Below are 19,576 nucleotides of genomic sequence, written 5' to 3'. Positions count from 1 at the left end.
ACGGCAAATTAGCGTATAATTAAACTGTATTAATAAAAGTGAAATCGTTGAATCTGCTAAGGATCACTAGCTGAGTCCTAAAAAGGCAAGAAGAGACGATTTATTTTATGTGAAGACTGAATCTAGGGCATGAATGCGGGGTGAAATGATGGCTGAAATCGTAAATATTGAAACAGCATACATTACATTGAGTCAATTATTGAAAATTTCTGGTGCTATAGGTACTGGTGGTGAAGCGAAATGGTATCTACAGGAAAATGATGTTGTTGTAGATGGTGAAATAGAAAATCGTCGCGGACGGAAACTATATCCAGATATGGTAGTTTTGATACCTGATGAAGGTGAATTTATCATCAAAAGCCATGAAACGCATGGTGATGGTCATGCAGCTGAATGACATCAAATTAAAAGACTTTAGGAATTATGCTGATTTAGCTGTTAGTTTTTCTCCAGGGGTGAACGTTTTTATAGGCGAGAACGCTCAGGGGAAAACCTCTCTATTGGAAGCCATCTACATGATGTCACTTGCAAGAAGTCATCGTACAGCCAATGAAAAAGATACGATTCGTTGGCAACAAGAATTTGCACGGATTGAAGGTAGTATATCAACAAAAACGAATCCAGAATTACCATTGACGTTGACCATTACCAAATCTGGAAAACATGCAAAAGTAAACCACTTGAACCAAAACCGAATGAGCGATTATATAGGCAAATTGAATGTTGTTCTTTTTGCGCCAGAGGATTTAGAACTGATTAAAGGAGCCCCACAGTTTAGACGAAAGTTTATTGATATGGAGCTTGGACAAATGAGTCCTAAATATTTGTATGAATCAGTCCAATATAATCGATTATTGAAGCAGCGAAATGCTTATCTTAAACAACTATTATATAAAGAAACCCAAGACCAAATATATTTAGATATTTTAACTGAACAGTTAGCAACATCAGCCACTCATGTCATTTATCAACGTTTACGTTTTGTAAATCAATTGGAATCGTGGGCTAAACCAATTCATTCAACCATTTCGCATGGACTTGAAGAACTCACCCTAGCTTACAGAGGGCCAATTGAACTGACCTTAGACATGACTGAAGATGTCATCTACCAACAATTAATGCTTAAATATAAAGAGAAAAAAGACCATGAATTAGCTAGAGGCGTTACTTTAGTTGGTCCACATAGAGATGATTTAACCTTTAAGGTGAATGGACGAGATGTACAAAAATTTGGTTCGCAGGGCCAACAGCGAACGACTGTATTGAGTATGAAATTAGCAGAAATTGAATGTATGCATGAAGTACTAGGCGAATATCCTATCTTATTATTGGATGATGTCCTGAGTGAATTAGATAATGAACGCCAAACGCATTTACTAAAATCTATACAGTCAAAAGTCCAAACCTTTTTAACAACAACAAGTTTAGATGGTATTCAAAGAGAATTCATTGAAGAACCAAGCGTTTTCAATATTGATGCAGGTGCGATAGCGGAATAAGTGAACATGCGGGTGAGGCGTAGCCTAAAGTCCCATGGCGCTATTGAGATGGAATAATTCACGAAATAGGAGTGGGAAAATGGCAAACGAAGAAAACGAAATGTTTACGAATGAAGAAGTGCTTCATCCAACAGATCTTGTTTCTGAGGAAGAAAAAATTGCTAAGAAAAATGAACTAGCAAAAGATTATGATGCTAGTCAAATTCAAGTATTAGAAGGACTTGAAGCTGTACGTAAGCGACCAGGAATGTATGTTGGTTCTACATCTGCAAGTGGTTTACACCATTTAGTATGGGAAATTGTAGATAACTCAATTGATGAGGCCTTGGCCGGATTTGCAGGTCACATACAAGTAACGATTGAAAAAGATAATTCCATTACAGTAGTAGATGATGGACGTGGGATTCCTGTTGATATTCAAGCGAATACTGGACGTCCAGCGGTAGAAACTGTTTTTACCGTCCTACATGCCGGAGGTAAATTCGGTGGAGGCGGTTATAAAGTATCCGGTGGTCTTCATGGGGTTGGGGCATCTGTCGTAAACGCCCTTTCCGAATGGCTACATGTTTATGTCCATAAAAATGGTCTTATATACCACCAAGAATTTCGTCAAGGGGCTATTGTATCAGATGTTGAACAAACAGGTGAAACAGATACCCACGGTACAGTTGTACATTTTAAACCAGATGCAGAGATTTTTACAGATTCAACAGTATTTGAATTTGATGTCTTAAATCGTCGCGTTCGTGAGTTGGCATTCTTGAATAAAGGTCTACGTATTTCATTAACAGATGCCAGATCAGAGGAAGCAGAAACAGTTTCTTACCACTATGAAGGTGGTATTAAAGAGTATATTGAATATATGAATCAAGATAAAGATGTTTTGTTTGAAGAACCGATTTATTTTGAAGATGAACAAGATGGGATTGAAGTTGAGGTAGCTTTACAATATACAGATGGCTTCCACTCAAATATCTTAAGTTTTGCGAATAATATCCACACTTTTGAAGGTGGTACGCATGAATCAGGCGCTAAGACTGCTCTTACACGTGTAATTAATAACTACGCTCGTTCACAAAAACTCATTAAAGAAAATGAAGATAATTTAACTGGTGAAGATGTACGTGAAGGGATTACATTAATAGTATCTATCCGCCACCCAGATCCTCAATTTGAAGGTCAAACTAAAATGAAATTAGGTAACTCTGAAGTTCGGACGATTACCGATAATTTATTTGCGACGCTTTTTGAAACGTTCTTACTGGAAAATCCGCAAATTGCTCGTCGTATTGTCGATAAAGGAACTGTCGCATCTAAGGCACGTCTAGCGGCTAAACGTGCGCGTGAAATGACCCGTAAGAAATCAGGTTTAGAGATTTCTAACTTACCAGGTAAACTAGCAGACTGCTCAAGTCGTAATCCAGAAGAATCTGAATTATTTATTGTTGAAGGGAACTCTGCCGGAGGCTCTGCTAAGCAAGGTCGTTCTCGTCATTTCCAAGCAATTCTGCCAATTCGAGGTAAAATATTGAACGTAGAGAAAGCTTCGATGGACAGAATTTTAGCTAACGAGGAAATTCGTTCACTATTTACTGCAATGGGTACAGGTTGGCAAAATGAGTTTGATATTACCAAAGCACGATATCATAAATTGGTTATCATGACCGATGCTGATGTCGATGGTGCGCATATTCGTGCCCTACTATTAACTTTGATTTACCGCTATATGCGTCCAATATTGGATGCAGGCTATGTTTATATTGCGGTGCCACCTTTATACCAAGTCCGTCAAGGGAAGAAAGTTGTCTATCTAGATACGGATAAACAATTAGAAGACTACCTACAAACAATTCCAGCTACACCAAAACCAGCTATTCAACGCTATAAAGGTTTAGGTGAGATGGATGCTGAACAGCTTTGGGAAACAACAATGGACCCAAGAAACAGAACATTATTACAAGTAAACGTAGAGGATGCAGTAGAAGCAGACAAAATCATTAATATGTTGATGGGTGACCACGTTGAACCAAGACGTGACTTCATCGAAGAGAATGCTACCTACGCTAACATCGATTTATAATTAAGGAGGGAAATGTTTCATGAGTGAAGAAATAAAAGAACAATTTCCACAACGTGAGATATCTCAAGAGATGCGTACGTCATTTCTTGATTATGCCATGTCTGTTATTGTGGCTCGTGCCCTTCCGGATGTCCGTGATGGTTTAAAACCTGTTCACCGTCGTATCCTTTATGGGATGAATGAATTAGGGGTAACATCAGATAAACCCTTTAAAAAATCAGCCCGTATTGTCGGAGATGTAATGGGTAAATACCATCCACATGGGGATTCGGCTATCTATGAATCAATGGTTCGTATGGCTCAAGACTTCTCTTATCGCTATATGCTAGTTGATGGCCATGGAAACTTCGGTTCAGTCGATGGTGACCAAGCAGCAGCCATGCGTTATACAGAGGCAAGAATGAGTAAGATTGCCCACGAAATGGTTCGGGATATGAATAAAGATACCGTTGATTTTATTCCTAACTACGATGGTGAAGAAAGGGAACCAGAGGTATTACCATCTCGCTTCCCTAACCTTTTGGTTAATGGAACAACTGGTATTGCTGTTGGGATGACAACAAATATTCCAACGCATAATCTAAGTGAAGTTATCAGTGCTATTAAAATCTTAATGCAGAATGCTGATGCTACAACCAATGAGTTAATGGAAGCTTTACCAGGTCCAGACTTCCCAACTGGTGGTATTGTAATTGGAAAATCAGGTATCCGTAAGGCTTATGAGACAGGGAAAGGGTCAATCATTGTCCGTGCTAAATTAGATATTGAAACCTTGTCTTCTGGTAAAGAACGTATTATCGTCCATGAAATTCCATATATGGTAAATAAGGCCAAATTGGTTGAACGTATTGCTGAATTAGCCCGAGATAAGCGTGTTGAAGGTATTACTGCTGTCCGAGATGAATCAGGCCGTGAAGGTATGCGTGTCGTAATTGAATGTCGAAAAGATGCAAGTGCATCTGTAATCGTTAATAATTTATATAAATACACACAATTACAAACTAACTTCGGGATTAACATGGTGGCCATCGTAAATGGTGTCCCCCACACATTAAGCTTGAAAGAAATCTTGCAGAATTATCTACTACATCAAGAAGAAATCATTCGTCGTCGTTCGATCTTTGAGAAAAACAAAGCTGAAGCGCGTGCCCATATCCTAGAAGGTTTACAAATTGCCTTAGACCATATCGACGAAATCGTGAATATATTACGTACATCACGTTCAGGTGATGAAGCGAAAGCACGCTTTATTGAAGATTACAAATTATCAGATAAACAATCACAAGCTATTTTAGACATGCGTTTAGTTCGTCTAACTGGTTTAGAACGTGAGAAAATTGATAAAGAGCATGCTGAATTAATGGCACAAATTGATTACTTAAATCAGGTACTAGCATCAGAAACGATGCGTTATCAAATTATTTATGATGAATTAGTAGAAATAGAAAATAAATTTGGTGATGAACGTCGTACCGAATTGATGGTTGGAGAAATCCACAATATTGATGATGAAGACCTAATTGAAGAAAGTAATGTGATTGTCACCCTAACTCAAAATGGTTATATCAAACGTATTGATGATGTAGAATTTAGAGCACAAAATCGTGGGGGGACAGGTGTTAAAGGAATGAGTATGAATGACGATGATTTCGTTGAAACCATGCTATCAACCTCAACCCATGATTCTGTATTATTCTTCACCAATACTGGACGTGTGTTCCAATCTAAAGGATATGAAATTCCAGAGTTTGGTCGTGCTGCCAAAGGAATTCCAGTTGTAAACCTACTAAATCTACAACAAGATGAAACTGTCCAAGCGATGATTAATGTAACCCCTATTGAAGAAGAAGAAGTGAAAGAACACTTATTATTCGTTACGAAAAATGGTACCGTTAAACGTACCAATGCTAGTGATTACTTCAATATTCGAAACAACGGTTTAATTGCCTTGAAATTAGCTGAAGGTGATGAACTAGTTAAAGTAGTCTTAACAAGTGGAGATGACAACATTATTATCGCTTCACAAGATGGTTATGCTGTTAGTTTCCAAGAAACAAATGTACGTAGTATGGGACGTACAGCCACAGGTGTCCGCGGTATTCGTTTAAATGACGACGACCAAGTGGTTGGTATGTCTGTACTTGGACCAGATGATAATGTTTTAGTCGTTACTGAAAAAGGTTATGGTAAACAAACACCAGCTAGTGAATATGGTATTAAGAATCGTGGTGGTAAAGGCGTTAAGACCATTAATGTAACTGAGAAAAATGGCGTCTTAGTTGGTTTAACGACTGTATCAGGTGATGAAGATATCATGTTAATGACCAATCAAGGTGTAGCTATTCGTTTCCATGCGAAAAATATTTCGCAAACAGGTCGTGCAACACAAGGTGTGCGTTTAATACGTTTAGCTGAAGATTCACATGTTTCAGCAATTGCTAAAGTGGAAGCAGTTGAAGAAGCATTAGGCGTAACACCAGTAGAAAATGAAACTACAATGAATGAGCAATCATTAGCTGATCCATCTGACGAAATGATTGCTCGTATGCAAGAATTTGCTGATGATGCATTACCAGATCATGAAGAATCAGAAGAATAATATAGTAATAAACCATATAGAAAAAGGATTTGTAGTAGAGACGCTACAAATCCTTTTTTACTTGAGGTAGGATAAAAATAACCATTTCAAATTATAGGTATTACTTGATTTATATTGAATGATTTGATAATATATCTTATTGTGAGTATGAATATACTCTCCTTGTTCTCAAGAATGTTGAGAGCCAATAGACCAAAAGGAGGTGCAAAAGTCTGATGAGTGAAAACACTACTAAATACGAAGTTTTATACATTATTCGTCCTGATATGGAAGAAGCGTCTAAAAAAGCTTTGGTTGAACAATTCGATCAAATCTTAACTTCAAACGGTGTAACAATTAATGAATCTAAAGACTGGGCAAAACGTCGTCTTGCATATGAAATCAATGATTATAAAGAAGGTATCTACCACTTAGTTGATATAGAAGCTGACGATGCGGAAGGAATCAATGAATTCGACCGTCTTGCTAAAATCAATGACAATATCTTACGTCATATGATTACTAAAATCGAAGACTAATAAACAATACATATTTCGTGAGAGAGGAGTTATTTCATGATTAATAATGTTGTACTGGTCGGCCGTTTAACTCGTGACGTCGATGTGCGTTATACGCAAAGTGGTGTTGCTGTTGGTTCTTTTAGCATTGCTGTTGAAAGAAACTTTAAAAATGCCCAAGGTGAACGTGAGACAGATTTTATTAACTGTGTTATATGGCGTAAAGCTGCAGAGAATTTTGCACGATTTACCCGTAAAGGTTCATTAGTAGGTGTTGAAGGTAGCATTCAAACTCGAAATTACGAGAATAACCAAGGACAACGTGTATACGTTACTGAGATTTTGGTAGATAACTTTAGTTTATTAGAACCAAAATCAGTTACTGAAAGTCGCCCTACCTCTGATAATAATAGCGGTTTTGGCGGAATTAATAACAATAACGCAAACAATAACAGTTATAACAATCAAAATGCTGATCCGTTTGGTGGAAACAGCTTTAATCAAAACTCCTCTTCATTTAACAATGGTAACGATAATCCATTCCCGTCAGCTAACGATGGTTCTGGTTCAATCAATGTTACCGATGATGACTTACCATTCTAATGGTATAAGTAAGGGAGGTAAAAAATATGGCAGCACAACGCCGCGGTGGTCGTAGACGTAAAAAAGTATGTTTCTTCTGCGCTAACCACATTGATCATGTAGATTACAAAGACACAGATTTATTAAAACGTTATATTTCTGAAAAAGGTAAAATCTTACCTCGTCGTGTAACTGGTACATGTGCAAAACACCAACGTACTTTAACAGCTGGAATTAAACGCGCTCGTATTATGGCTTTAATTCCATTTACTACAGCAGACTAATGCTAATAAAAAAACCATTTCGCTTTTTGGTGAAATGGTTTTTTTATTTAATTGGTTGTAATTTCAATGAGATTTCCTTCTGGATCTTGTATGACGGACTCATAATAGCCATCTCCAGTTGTTCTTGGGCCAGATAATAGTGGGAAACCATCGGCAACTAATTGAGCGGTTTTAGCGTCTACAGCCTCTTTGTCCGCTAGGTGGCCATAACCTAAAGCATCGGCAATATGAGGGCTTAAATGCTTCTTATTGGTCAATTCTAGTCGACTACCTTCATCAAAAGTTAAAAAATATGATGAAAAACGAGTTTTTGGATTGTGGTACAGGTCTCCAGCTTTGGCTTCAAAATATTTCTCATAAAAACTTTTAATAAGTTCCAGGTCTTCAACCCATAATGCAATATGTTCAATTTTCATATGTAGCCTCCTTTAATATGGTTTATAGAATGCGCTTCCAACTTTATGATAAAACAAAACGAGCTGTGATACTAGTCACAACTCGTTATCAAAATAATTAATCTCATATTAGGATGTTGGTTATTTATTTTAATCGTATGTTCTAAGGAGGAAAATTGGATTAAGCTAAGGCTTCAACATCTCTAATAGCTTGTTCGAACTTCTCACGGGTAATTGTATACGGAGAGTAGGTTAAGTCATCCATAGTCATTGCTTTATCAACTAATTTGTCAATATCTTCTTGGGTTGTTACGCCTTGATCAGCTAACTTAGTTGGTAATTTTATTGATTCCATGAAAGCTTTCATGCGATCACGATATTCAAATTGCTGGTCCATTGTTAGTAACAGTAAGATACCATAAGAAACTACTTCACCATGTAAATGTTCATGGGCTTGTGGTAAGACGGTATAGCCATAGTAGTAAGCATGTGCCATGTTTGAGTTGATATCATTTTCCACTAATACTGACGCATATGCTGAAGCCCCGATAATTTCAAGTACAACATCTTCTAAGGCTTGGTTTGTTTCTTTGTTACGAACAGCTTCTAAAGCTTCGGCACCGACAGCCATTAATTTGTCATTTGTACCTTTAACAATATTAACCCCTAAACGGTTCTCAAAGCTTAGGTCTCGACCACGAGAAGAAAAACTTGTCTCTACTTCTTTAGACATACAGTCACCAATACCTGCCCATAAGTACTCTACAGGTGCTTCAGCAATAATTTGTGTATCGATGAAGGTATGATTAGCTGGTGCTTTACGATAAGCTAAACCGGCCATTTCATGATTATCATGATACATGACACAAACAGCTGATGTTGGTGCAGATACAGAGGCTATGGTTGGAATAGTGAATAAAGGTTTGTCTAAGTCACGTGCTACTACCTTAATTGCATCGATTGCACGTCCCCCACCAACTGCAAAAATCATATCTGCATCTTGTACTTCTTTGATGGCTTTCATTTTCTCAACGTTGGTATAAGACGCTTCTTTACCGTAAACTTGTTCAATGACTACTTCTAATGATGATTTTTCTAAGGCAGCTCCTAAACGTTCTTTGCTAGCTGCTAAGGCTTTTTCACCACCTAAAATCGCAACAGTTTTACCATATTGACTACAATATTCATCGATTGCATCAAAAGCATCAACACCAATTGTTAAATTCGGTAGATTTACTGATAGAGACATACTTGTTTTCCTTCTTTCTTTATAGTCATCCTTTCAAATCATTAGATTGAAAGGCATTTGGTGAAATGATTAATCTTCATCAACGTCTACAATCCATCCTTCAGGTGCTTCTAATTCACCAAATTGGATACCCGTTAATTCTTTGTATAATTTTTGTGATACTGGACCAACTTCTGTTTCAGAGTAGAATACATGACGGTTTTCTTTGTATGTTACAGAACCAGCTGGAGAGATAACTGCCGCATTCCCCATAGCACCAGCTTCAGCATATCTATCAAAATCATCTACTTTAATATCACCCTCTTCAACTTCTAAGCCTAAACGATGTTCAGCTAACCAAAGTAATGATTTTTTAGTAATTGAAGGTAATACTGTATCTGATTTAGGTGTTACAAATTTATTTGTATCTTTTTCGATTGCAAAGAAGTTTGCTGATGAGAATTCATCTACTTTAGTATGTGTTGCTGGATCTAAGTATAATACATCATCGTAACCTGCTTCTTGAATACGTTTTGCAGTAGCTAATGTTGAAGCATAGTTAGCTGTTGCTTTGATATTACCCGTACCATCAGCTGCTACACGGTCATGCTCGTGATCGATAATGTAATGATGAGGTGCTAGACCACCTTTGTATAAAGGACCAACTGGAGTTACATAAATCGTAAATAAATATTCTTCAGCTGCTGATACTTGTACGTGGTCACCAATACCTAATAACATAGGACGAATAAACATAGCCGCACCATTATGACCATACGGTGGCACATAATCACGATTTGCTTTAACAACTTCCTTACAAGCACGGACAAATTCTTCAACTGGTACTTCTGGCATCGCCATACGACGAGCACCACGGTTTAAACGTTCACCAAATTCATCTGGACGGAATAAAACGATTTTACCGTCTTTTGTACCATAAGCTTTGTTACCTTCAAATACCCCTTGACCGTAGTTTACAATAGGCGAAGCTTCATGAATTGGTAATTGTGGATCAGTTTCTAATCCTGCTTTATACCATTCGCCGTTCTTCCAATATGCACGCCAACGATATGGTACTTCTGTATAAGAAAAATCTAATTCATCCCAGTTTAATTTGTCAGTCATAATGAGCAACTCCTTTAAGTTTAAATCTAAAGTAATAATGTCAGCAATTTATTAGCAAAAGAAAAGGCCTCCCACACGCTGATGGGAGGCCTAAGTCCCATTCAGCATTTAACAAGCACGAATAGGACTTACGATTTTTTATTAGTGAAAACCACTAATTCGTAAAGTCCTGTTTATTAATAATAATGACCACTTGTGCTGTCTTTTTCATGAGACTACCTCTTTCGTTTTCTAATGTGAATTTAATATAACGTAAAATAAAATGGATTGCAAGAGGTAAAATGAAAAAAATCTAATAAAAGACATTTTAAATTAAAAAATACTCATAAAATGAGCGTATATGAACATTGTCCATATACGCCCTAATTTTTAACTACTGAAAGTTGAATAATATTTAACTGCTTACTTATTCTGAAACAGGTGTGTCAGCCGTTACTTCAACTGTATACCATCCAAAGTTATCTGCTGGATTATGTGCATAGTCGTAGTATTTTATACGGTTATTTACTGGCATAACTTCTTGACGGAACAGTATCGGAATAATTGGTGTTTCTACTATCGTCATTAGCATTAAAATGCTCATCTTTAAAAAACTGTATGTAAAAAGATTCCTATTTAGTAAGGATTGAATAGAACAGGTAGTTTTAGCTCCTTAAAAAATTTCAATAATTATTTTATACGAGACCTTATCATTCATCCAGTAATAGATAGAAATAAAGGCAGAAAGGAAACAAACATCTGTGGATAAACTTGTTATTAAGGCGAAACTACGTTCGGTAAAGGATAATGAATAAGGAAAACAGCTGTGGATAAAAATGTTTTTGAAAGAATTTTATAAATTAAAAAGTTATTCACATGTGGAAATGACTAGCTATAATACCTAGATTATTTAAAATGATATTTCACATGAAACATATAAGGTAATTTGTAGAGAGTATAAAAGGAGCAGCTACTGCTATTGAATAATTCTATATACAAAGGAAAATGAAATATAATGATTATTGATGTAAGGATTTCTAACATAAATATTTATTAATTGTTGTAGTACAGAGCGTAAATATAAGCTGAAAAAAATGTAATTTTTGAGAAGAATAAAATGAATTGAAAGATGATTTTGATATGGAAACTAAAATATAAAAATTTGGATGAAAGTAAATAGATGAATAATTGGGAAGCTAAAGGTAAATAAGTGAAGAAATCAAAATATAGAAGAAGATAATTAATAAATAGTACCCTACTCAATAAACTGGATGTGAAATTTCACAAACAAATTTGGAAAAAAAGATAAAGAAGTATTCTATTATAAAGAAGGATATTAATAATAAAAGGGATTTTGATGATAAAGAAAAGAAGAAAGAAATATATGGAAACATGGGATATGAGGTCATATGGCGCTTTGTTTATCAAATATATATCTACTGTTCAGTAATATATAAAAATATTTTGAGATGCTAATCGATAAAATAAGTCATATAGAAATTTTAAATGACTTTCCAGAATTATTGCTATTCCGTACTTTATAGTAGTTTATCTCTGTATAAACTAGTAATGGGAAAGTAATTTGTTAAACTATAGCATTTCATGTGAGTATAAGTAGTATTTAATCGACTATCAAGACATTAATTATCTGCACTTCCTCCTTTTATCTAGGTAATATATAATATATTAGTCACTATATTTTTAATATTGTTGCATATATAACTAGTTTCTATTCTTCCTCAAATCACAGCGTAATATTTCATTTTTGGGGATCTATTGAGATTTGTCTTCAAATGAGCAGAAATACATGCCTATTTACTGGATAGAGATAACCTACTATTTCTATCTTTAAGATTTGTATAGAAGTAAAAAAGAGTAATGTTTCACGTGAAACATTACTCTTTTTATTAAAAACTATATATTGCCCTAGAATCATGATTATCTCCCTTTTTAGTTCTGATTAAGACTTAAAAATAGTAATTTTCTAATAGTCTAACAAATTTTGACTCATCTAACTTTATTATCATAGAAAATCATTTATAGTGGAAGGTATTATTGTTGAATTGGTATAAAGTAAATAAAGGTGTGGGGATTTTCTCTACTAGAAGGATGAATAAGGATTTCATGGTTCCCTTTACTTATAGCAAGTTCAAGCCTAACTAGACACTAGTTTTATCCTTAACTATAAAATAAAACAAATACACACCAGCTCAGCTACTATCCACTATCCTTATCTCTAATTAGATTAAACACTAATATACGACACAATTTTAATTTATAGCCTATTCTCGTAGCTTAATTACTATCAAATACTCTACACTCATGCTAGTTACCAAGTCGGTCTGTGCGTGCAAGTAGTAAGTATAATAAGATCAATTCATATCATCTATAATGTTTCACGTGAAACATTATTATTATATATATATAAGATGAGAACTCACTATATTTTACTTCTATTATTAGATAGATCTTCAATCATTCATTATCTAATTTATTTAGTTAAAAAATTTGTAACTAGACAATGTATCCACTAGTAATATAAAGTAGGACAATGAACAAGCTGCATTATCATTATTCGCTATAATATTGATTTCGTCATCTGAATGTATAGTATAGATACTAGGTATGGTGGTGTTGTTACACGTGTCTACATTATTATTAATATTTTATGGTCCAAATAATATATTCGCTAAAACTTCACTTGTCTATACTCAGATGATTTATACTAGAGTTTAGGAATTTAATGATTAAAGTAAACAATTGTATAAAACTAATTAATATTGACGACTAATTGAATTGCTAAATAATGTAATAATGGTAGATTTAATTTTAATGTATATAGTGCTGCGATTCAGATGTGAAAAGTATCTAAAAGCTATCTATAAAAATGAACATAATTCTTATCAGAAATAAATTAATAATCATATTGTTATATATTGAATGAGGTTTAGATAGAAGAGGGGAAACGTTAATTTTTTTGTATCTTCAATTGTAAAATTAAGTGCAACGTGAGACCCACCTTACCTCACTATTTCCTGTTAACGTTATCTGAAGTATATCTTTAAAAATTTTCACTACATATGTAAAATCAAATTACAGACTATTATGGATGACTTTTTTTAAAACATGAAAATAATCATTCATAATACTAATGTTTCACGTGAAACATTATTTACTGATTTCATTTTTGAGAAGAGTATACACAAAATGGACAGCTAGTATCAAAAGAAAGTTATACTTCTTCCTTAAAGTATTATGTTAGTCTAAGTATTTTGTACTTCCACTATACCTATATAAGAGATGCGTATTATAAAAAATTCTTGAGGTGTATAACTTAAATTATTTAAGTCAGCGTAATATTAATTCTAATGCTGAAATATTTAAGCAGATTATTTATCTGGTATAGGAAATAATAGTAGAAAGAAAGATTGTTTTTTTTAATAAATAGATATAAGTATATTAATAAATACTCCTTGATATTAATTAGGATATTTAAAAGTATTTATAATGTTTCACGTGAAACATTATAAATAGAACGTATGTTTGTTCGTGCATTAATAATGGTTAGCGTAAAATTACTCTTGGAAAATTGAATCTTCAATTGTCAATTTAAGCGCAAACCAAAAATCGAAAGTGAGGATTCCTTCGCTTAGTTTAGCATATATTAATCCAACAGTAACTTGTCGCATCCTCTTTTTTAAAACTGTAGGGGACAAGCTGCAGCCATGAAAAACTGGGACTAAGGGGACAGGTTAGGCGCTAGCCACTTCAATAACTAGCGATAGGGGATCAAAAGAGGTCACTGTATGCACTCTTTCCCTGAATGGCGACTACGGCCGATTGAACGGTGGGGGTGGTAATCCTGGGCCGAAAGCCCGGTAACCTAAAACAATGCTCTTAGGGAGGATTTTAAGAGGGTTTTAGGTGTGTTGACAAACAACACCGATGCATACAGATGTGAAGCAGCGACTGACCGATCCGACGCTAGAGATTCAAACAAATATAAAACATGTTGTACCCTAGTTTGCAGACTTATTTTTTTAATTCTGCATGGCTAGGGTACAACTATGCTCACTTGCTCCTTTCCCTCTCCTCTGCTAGGTTAAGTGAGATCTTAAGTCAATAGCTTTTCTTACTTTATACCGTTATTTTAAGTTAAATATAGATATAATAATCAAGAAAATAACACAGGAATAAACATGTGAGAGGGGGGTATCGGGATGCCGAAGGCCTTAGTGATGCTTGTAAATATTGAAGAAGAAAATACAGTGACGTTTTATCTCTTGGAAGAAAAGAAAAGACATACAGGTGACTGTAATAGATGATTTAATAGCGGAATTTGAAGCGGCTCTTGGAGAAGAAGAAAGCTATTTTGTCACGCTTGATACGGTATTGAAGCAGGTTGTCTGAGTAATCCGAAAGGGGAAACGTCATGGCCTACAACTATAAAAAGAAAACAGCAGAAGAACGGAAATTAGAAATTGATGGCCTAACCGATGAGATGGATGTCAACTTACGCAACTATGCGACAGATCCGAAAGAGTTAGAAGCTTTTCTCGTTTTTATGAGTCAGTTTATGATTATTCGTTGAAGAATCAGTTATTGATTCATTCTCAATTTAAAGGTGCGTTTGGCGTTGCGTCTTTTAAGACGTTTAAAGATTGGGGATTATCTGTCTTAAAAGGGGAAAAAGGCATCAAGATTTTTGTACCGGTTGAAATCAAGCAATTCAAGACGAAACAGGGAACCTGGAAAAACCTGAGTGTTGCCACAAAAGAAGAAAAATAGGATTTTCCAGCCCATAAAACAACAGTTGAGACACGAAAACGGGTCAGCTTTAAGTTGGGGACGGTCTTTGATGTGACGCAAACAAATGCGCAGCCAGAAGATCATCCCGATTTGTTTCCAAATCGAAAAAAAGACTTTCAGTATGCGGGGAAACAGATGGTGATTTTGAAGAAAATGTTATTGTGTTATGCCAAGGAAGAACAGATAGGGGTTCAAGCAGCGAAAATCAGTAACAGTCCTGCTAAAGGATACTACCGGCCTGATATGCATACGATTGTATTAAGTGATCGTAATAATGAAAGCGAATCCATTCATACGCTTATACATGAGCTGGCGCATGTAGCAATGCACTATCCGAAAAAAATGGCGCAAAAAGAAACAGCGCTGCAGGAGACACCAGTATTAGAATACCAAGTTGAAATGACGGCCTATGTGGTGGCACATGCGTTTAGCTTAGATACGAAAGCTCATTCCTTGCACTACACGGCACAATGGACAAGATAATCTTTAGTTAAATCATGATGTTCCGCATAACTTAAATACTAATTACCAGTTGGATCATAAATACTCAATGATTCTTCAACACTATCTAACAAATCAAGCTGACTGTCTAGTCGCTCTGTTCTTAATTTATGACGTTCTTTTCTCAATGCCATTTCAGCTTATTTTTTAGCATTTTTTCATCTTCTAACGCTTTTTTACTTTCCGAAAATGTAAGTTAGCAGCTTCAATTTTAGCGTTTATTGTTGGCCATTTTTCGTTGGACTTTTTCTCTACACGTTCAAATTTCTCTTCTTTTTCAGTCACAACAGTTGTAGATACAGATGAAATTTCAGCTGATAATATTGATTTTGCCTACTGGAATGAACTAGAACAAACTTATGATTCAGAATTCAAAGTAGGCAACAGACGAATATCGCTTCGTGAAATTAAAGATGATTCAAAAATTATCAAACAAGCAGTAGCAAAAGCTTCAGACAGTGATTTGGAAGTGGTTGATTAATGTGCTATCTCTTAATAATGAATGGAGTGACAATTGATAGCATCTGTGCTATCATATAAATATGGTTAACAAAAAAATGAATTTGAATTTTTTGATGAAGAAGAGTTTAAAAAATTCTTAGATAAATTGCCCTCAAAAGATGCAATTAAAGTGATGTCTATGATTGATAATATTGAAATTAGAGGCATTCAATCATCCATCGAAAACCAATGGGTTAAGAAATTGGATGATAACTTATTCGAAATTAGGTCGAAATCTAGTAATAATATACAACGTGGGATTTACTTCCATGTAAAGGATTCACGATATATTATTACGCACTTCTTCACTAAGAAAGATCAGAAAACGCCAAAACGTGAAATTGAACGTGGGAAAAATCGGCGTAAATTATACTTTGTTAGGAGGAAATCAGATGAATAGAGTATTAGAAGAATATGCTGCAGAAAGAGAATTAAAAGAGCCAGGATTCGCTGAAGAATGGGAAAATGAAAAAGTACAGAATCGGATTGCAGATCAAATCTACAATATTCGCAAAAATCTAGGTTTAAGCCAACGTGAATTTGCTGAATTGGTTGGTAAACCGCAGTCCACTATAGGTAGAATTGAATCTCGTGAAGTGAATGCTTCTTTGGATACTATTGTATCTATTGCAAATGCAACGAATAAAAAACTAATAGTTGAGTTAGTGTAGTTACATCATTCATTCTAAATTTTTTTAGATTTTGAAAAAAGCACAAGAGTCCTTTGATATCCTGTGTTTTTTTTGCGTTTCCATACTTTCGTAGAGTTAATCTCATTTAAAAAAAAGTCAATTCAAATCTAGGCAACCTTTAGTTTGAATACTTGGGCGTTTCGATTGTAGGTTATTGTATTAACATTGTAACACTAATGTGTTACAATGTTTTATATAAGAAAGGTGGTATATGATATGGAAAAAGCTCGTAAAACACGTACTTCACCTAAAAGAGTGACTAAAGGAAAAAGCAACAAATCTGAATCTTCTACAATTACCATAAGAGTGGATAAAGACCTTAAAGAAGAAGCTGCCGAATTATTTGAAGATTTAGGTATGAACACGTCTACAGCTATTAATACATTTTTAAGACAAAGTGTCCGTGAAAATAAAGTCCCATTTGAAATTAAAAGAAATATTGAAACTGAAAATGCCCTACGAGAAGTTAAAGAAGGTCATTTAGAAACCTTTGAAAATTTTGATGAATTTTGGGAAGATTTAAATGAAGATTAGTAGGACTTCAAATTTCAAACGGGATTACAAAAAGTTTAAGAAAAAACACTATGATATGGATAAGCTTGCTCAAGTTATCAAACTCATTATCAATGGTGAAAAAGAAACTTTGCGTACACAATACCATGACCATATGTTAAAAGGTCAATATGCTGGTTTTCGTGAATTACATATTGAGAAAGACTGGTTGCTGGTCTATAAAGTAGATAACGATCAATTGATCCTGACTTTAATTAGAACTGGCACGCATGATGATTTATTCTAAAAACGGCCCTACCAATATGGTGGGGTTCTTTTTTTTACGCTGATTATTGCTTGTGCAAGCACAGCTATTATAAATGTTGCTGTGATTGTAAATGATTATTTTTTATTTTATTCGGAGGCATATGCACTTGTTCAAAATCGCTCCATTGTGTTTTTTATATACATTATCAATGTGGTACGCCTTTTTGGTTTGCATGTATGTAATACTCATCAATTTCCAAACCAACAATACTTAACCCGTTGATATCTTCAACAGACTTCTTCAAAGTCTTTACGTATGCATGTCTCAAGTCGTTTTCAGTTACACCACTATCCCTTAGTGCTTGAGCGAAATTTTCGTAATCGTCATAATTTGATGCAGTAATTACTAACGGAAAATTATTTGATTGAAAGTGATTGATTCTGGTGTTCTTGTTCTTTTTGGTAAAAAATTATCAATATTGCCGTCTACTTTCTTATGTTCGCCACGTTCTATATATTTTTGGTTTCTCTTCTCGATCATCTGATTCTGCTTAGCTTGTAATTCTGTGTACGCAGTTTTGTTCAAAATTACATGTTCATGAATTTGAAAGCTATATTTGTTTTTGGTCTCTGATTGCTGAAGCTTGAGAGTCTAATTCGTAATGGCTTTTAGACAAACCTCCGTAGCTCATACCTTCCCCAATATGTGCATTTGCTGTGGTCATTTTATCAGCCCCTAGGTGTATTTAAATTCAATATAGCACACCAATTTTTCTAACTTGTCCTAATAGGACAAGAGGCTTGTAGGTTTGGCAAATTCTATGTTTACTAGCCACTTCGTGCCGCAAACGACCTTGTTGGGGAACACTCTGCCCCACTAATACCCTTGATAAACCCGTTCAAAACGTAGCTGTTTTGAGCAAAAAAAGAGACCTGAAATGTGGCCGTTTCGGTCTCATTTTTAGGCAAGATCAATCAGTTTTTTCGTCGTTTGTGTCGAACAAAGTAGAGCTCGCTAAACAAAAAAGATATTCTAATCTGTATATATATCGCTGCCAAAATAATTATCCTTTTGCGGAAGCATATTCGATTTCTTCAACCATTCAGGATTTTGTTCGATTAATTGTAGTAATCTTCTAGCACTACCGTTTGGATGTGATTTTCCAGTTTCCCAAGCTTCAACCGTTCTAACCGATACTCCTAAAAGATTGGAAAAAACTTTTTGTGTCATTTGTGTTTTGTTACGGACTGTTTTGACAGCCGATGGATTGTATTCCGGTAGATTATTTAATGTGTACTTTCTAACCATAACTTTATTTGGTTTGTTATGAGCGAACTTTATTAATTCACTCATACTGTCTTTTAGTGTATCACGCATATTAATTAGCTCCTATTTTTAACTATTTTTTAAAATCAGTGATAAATTGTTTGTTTTCTTTTTTGTCTTTATCTGTCAAAGACTCTTTTTTACTTTAAGGGTATACATCTAAAAAGGCATAAATAGCTTCCATCGCAATGAAATAAATGATTCGATAAGAACCGCTTTTGCCTTTTTTTGAAGACTCTGGATTAAATCTTAACTTTATTGCGCCACCCGTTTTTTGAATCATATCTCCTAAATATCCTGCAAGGCAAGACGTTTGGTAATTGAAGAATAACAAGCAAAAAAATAGCAATTAGGTCTTTTGACAAAGTATAGTTGCTATTCTTTTTTTAGGCCCTACTTTAATGAAATTTTTGTTTGGAGGGAATGACTTCATTCCTTTAATTATTTCAGTTGAATTTAATAGAGAAGCCTAGCGTCTATTAAGAAATGATTTTCTTGATGAGCATCAATTTTTTTTGAGATAGGGACCCTTATACTAAAATGGGTATTCGGACGGAGGGAAGATTTCTCTATTTTTTGGTATACATCAAAGGACGAAAAAAATTAATGCAATTCGTTTAATACACAGTTTTTTCTCGTCTTATCCACATATAAACATAGTATTTTCTCGTCATTTAATCGCTGTATCCCTTGATATCATTGGGTTTATTTTTATCCAA

General features: G+C 34.8%; 21 protein-coding genes. 15 read left to right on the top strand and 6 right to left on the bottom strand.

What is annotated here, in order from left to right:
- The first annotated feature begins 148 nt into the window (after positions 1–148).
- From yaaA to rpsR, 7 genes are all read left to right on the top strand, one after another.
- Positions 149–397 carry a S4 domain-containing protein YaaA gene (gene yaaA / locus CJ191_RS05560; RefSeq protein WP_070467752.1) on the top strand — a complete coding sequence of 83 codons (249 nt, stop codon included), beginning with the start codon at positions 149–151 and terminating at the stop codon, positions 395–397.
- Positions 384–1,499: a DNA replication/repair protein RecF gene (gene recF / locus CJ191_RS05555; RefSeq protein WP_102199226.1), complete on the top strand. Its 1,116-nt coding sequence runs from the start codon at positions 384–386 to the stop codon at positions 1,497–1,499. Before yaaA ends, recF begins: the two co-directional genes overlap by 14 nt.
- Before the next feature lie 100 nt (positions 1,500–1,599).
- Complete coding sequence (gene gyrB / locus CJ191_RS05550) at positions 1,600–3,579, top strand: DNA topoisomerase (ATP-hydrolyzing) subunit B (protein WP_102199246.1); 1,980 nt, start codon at positions 1,600–1,602, stop codon at positions 3,577–3,579.
- A gap of 19 nt (positions 3,580–3,598) precedes the next feature.
- Positions 3,599–6,178: a DNA gyrase subunit A gene (gene gyrA, locus CJ191_RS05545; RefSeq protein WP_102199225.1), complete on the top strand. Its 2,580-nt coding sequence runs from the start codon at positions 3,599–3,601 to the stop codon at positions 6,176–6,178.
- A 215-nt stretch (positions 6,179–6,393) separates the two neighbouring features.
- Entirely contained in the window at positions 6,394–6,696 is a 303-nt protein-coding gene (gene rpsF, locus CJ191_RS05540) for a 30S ribosomal protein S6 (protein ID WP_070467755.1), read from the top strand.
- A 36-nt stretch (positions 6,697–6,732) separates the two neighbouring features.
- Positions 6,733–7,278 (top strand): single-stranded DNA-binding protein, encoded by a 546-nt coding sequence (ssb, locus tag CJ191_RS05535; protein WP_102199224.1) that lies wholly within the window; start codon positions 6,733–6,735, stop codon positions 7,276–7,278.
- A 26-nt stretch (positions 7,279–7,304) separates the two neighbouring features.
- On the top strand, positions 7,305–7,541 hold the full coding sequence (gene rpsR / locus CJ191_RS05530) for a 30S ribosomal protein S18 (protein WP_003142905.1): 237 nt from the start codon (positions 7,305–7,307) through the stop codon (positions 7,539–7,541).
- 47 nt (positions 7,542–7,588) lie between these two features.
- Here the strand turns inward: rpsR and CJ191_RS05525 are convergent, their stop codons facing one another.
- The 4 genes from CJ191_RS05525 to CJ191_RS09140 all read right to left on the bottom strand — a co-directional run bounded on the left by CJ191_RS05525 (position 7,589) and on the right by CJ191_RS09140 (position 10,860).
- The gene (locus tag CJ191_RS05525) at positions 7,589–7,957 is read right to left on the bottom strand and encodes a VOC family protein (protein WP_102199223.1); all 369 of its coding nucleotides are present in this window, start codon (positions 7,955–7,957) and stop codon (positions 7,589–7,591) included.
- A 160-nt stretch (positions 7,958–8,117) separates the two neighbouring features.
- Positions 8,118–9,185 (bottom strand): iron-containing alcohol dehydrogenase family protein, encoded by a 1,068-nt coding sequence (locus CJ191_RS05520; RefSeq protein ID WP_102199222.1) that lies wholly within the window; start codon positions 9,183–9,185, stop codon positions 8,118–8,120.
- 69 nt (positions 9,186–9,254) lie between these two features.
- Positions 9,255–10,289: a branched-chain amino acid aminotransferase gene (locus CJ191_RS05515; protein ID WP_102199221.1), complete on the bottom strand. Its 1,035-nt coding sequence runs from the start codon at positions 10,287–10,289 to the stop codon at positions 9,255–9,257.
- A gap of 406 nt (positions 10,290–10,695) precedes the next feature.
- Complete coding sequence (locus tag CJ191_RS09140; protein ID WP_180960944.1) at positions 10,696–10,860, bottom strand: hypothetical protein; 165 nt, start codon at positions 10,858–10,860, stop codon at positions 10,696–10,698.
- A 3,840-nt stretch (positions 10,861–14,700) separates the two neighbouring features.
- Between CJ191_RS09140 and CJ191_RS09135 the strand changes: the two genes are divergently transcribed.
- From CJ191_RS09135 to CJ191_RS05480, 8 genes are all read left to right on the top strand, one after another.
- Entirely contained in the window at positions 14,701–14,859 is a 159-nt protein-coding gene (locus CJ191_RS09135) for a hypothetical protein (RefSeq protein WP_168125777.1), read from the top strand.
- An 11-nt stretch (positions 14,860–14,870) separates the two neighbouring features.
- The gene (locus CJ191_RS05510) at positions 14,871–15,056 is read left to right on the top strand and encodes a hypothetical protein (RefSeq protein WP_070467761.1); all 186 of its coding nucleotides are present in this window, start codon (positions 14,871–14,873) and stop codon (positions 15,054–15,056) included.
- Positions 15,057–15,128: 72 nt separating this feature from the next.
- Positions 15,129–15,560: a DUF6782 family putative metallopeptidase gene (locus CJ191_RS05505; RefSeq protein ID WP_070467762.1), complete on the top strand. Its 432-nt coding sequence runs from the start codon at positions 15,129–15,131 to the stop codon at positions 15,558–15,560.
- A gap of 256 nt (positions 15,561–15,816) precedes the next feature.
- A complete protein-coding gene (locus CJ191_RS05500; RefSeq protein WP_070467763.1) occupies positions 15,817–16,059 on the top strand; it encodes a hypothetical protein in 243 nt (80 codons plus the stop codon).
- A gap of 159 nt (positions 16,060–16,218) precedes the next feature.
- Entirely contained in the window at positions 16,219–16,479 is a 261-nt protein-coding gene (locus CJ191_RS05495; protein WP_371440299.1) for a type II toxin-antitoxin system RelE/ParE family toxin, read from the top strand.
- The gene (locus CJ191_RS05490) at positions 16,472–16,750 is read left to right on the top strand and encodes a helix-turn-helix domain-containing protein (protein ID WP_070467765.1); all 279 of its coding nucleotides are present in this window, start codon (positions 16,472–16,474) and stop codon (positions 16,748–16,750) included. Before CJ191_RS05495 ends, CJ191_RS05490 begins: the two co-directional genes overlap by 8 nt.
- A gap of 237 nt (positions 16,751–16,987) precedes the next feature.
- Entirely contained in the window at positions 16,988–17,305 is a 318-nt protein-coding gene (locus CJ191_RS05485) for a type II toxin-antitoxin system RelB/DinJ family antitoxin (RefSeq protein ID WP_050774130.1), read from the top strand.
- Complete coding sequence (locus CJ191_RS05480; protein ID WP_003143327.1) at positions 17,295–17,570, top strand: type II toxin-antitoxin system YafQ family toxin; 276 nt, start codon at positions 17,295–17,297, stop codon at positions 17,568–17,570. The genes CJ191_RS05485 and CJ191_RS05480 overlap by 11 nt, the downstream gene beginning before the upstream one ends.
- 993 nt (positions 17,571–18,563) lie before the next feature.
- Here the strand turns inward: CJ191_RS05480 and CJ191_RS05475 are convergent.
- Both CJ191_RS05475 and CJ191_RS09130 read right to left on the bottom strand, forming a co-directional pair.
- Positions 18,564–18,908: a helix-turn-helix domain-containing protein gene (locus CJ191_RS05475; protein ID WP_070467766.1), complete on the bottom strand. Its 345-nt coding sequence runs from the start codon at positions 18,906–18,908 to the stop codon at positions 18,564–18,566.
- Positions 18,909–19,002: 94 nt separating this feature from the next.
- On the bottom strand, positions 19,003–19,140 hold the full coding sequence (locus tag CJ191_RS09130) for a hypothetical protein (RefSeq protein WP_168125779.1): 138 nt from the start codon (positions 19,138–19,140) through the stop codon (positions 19,003–19,005).
- Positions 19,141–19,576 lie beyond the last annotated feature (436 nt).

The sequence above is a fragment of the Aerococcus viridans genome, from assembly GCF_002871935.1.
GTDB lineage: Bacteria > Bacillota > Bacilli > Lactobacillales > Aerococcaceae > Aerococcus > Aerococcus viridans_B.
The sequence above is the reverse complement of the archived record's forward strand: the minus strand, read 5'-3'. Positions and strand labels throughout refer to the sequence as shown.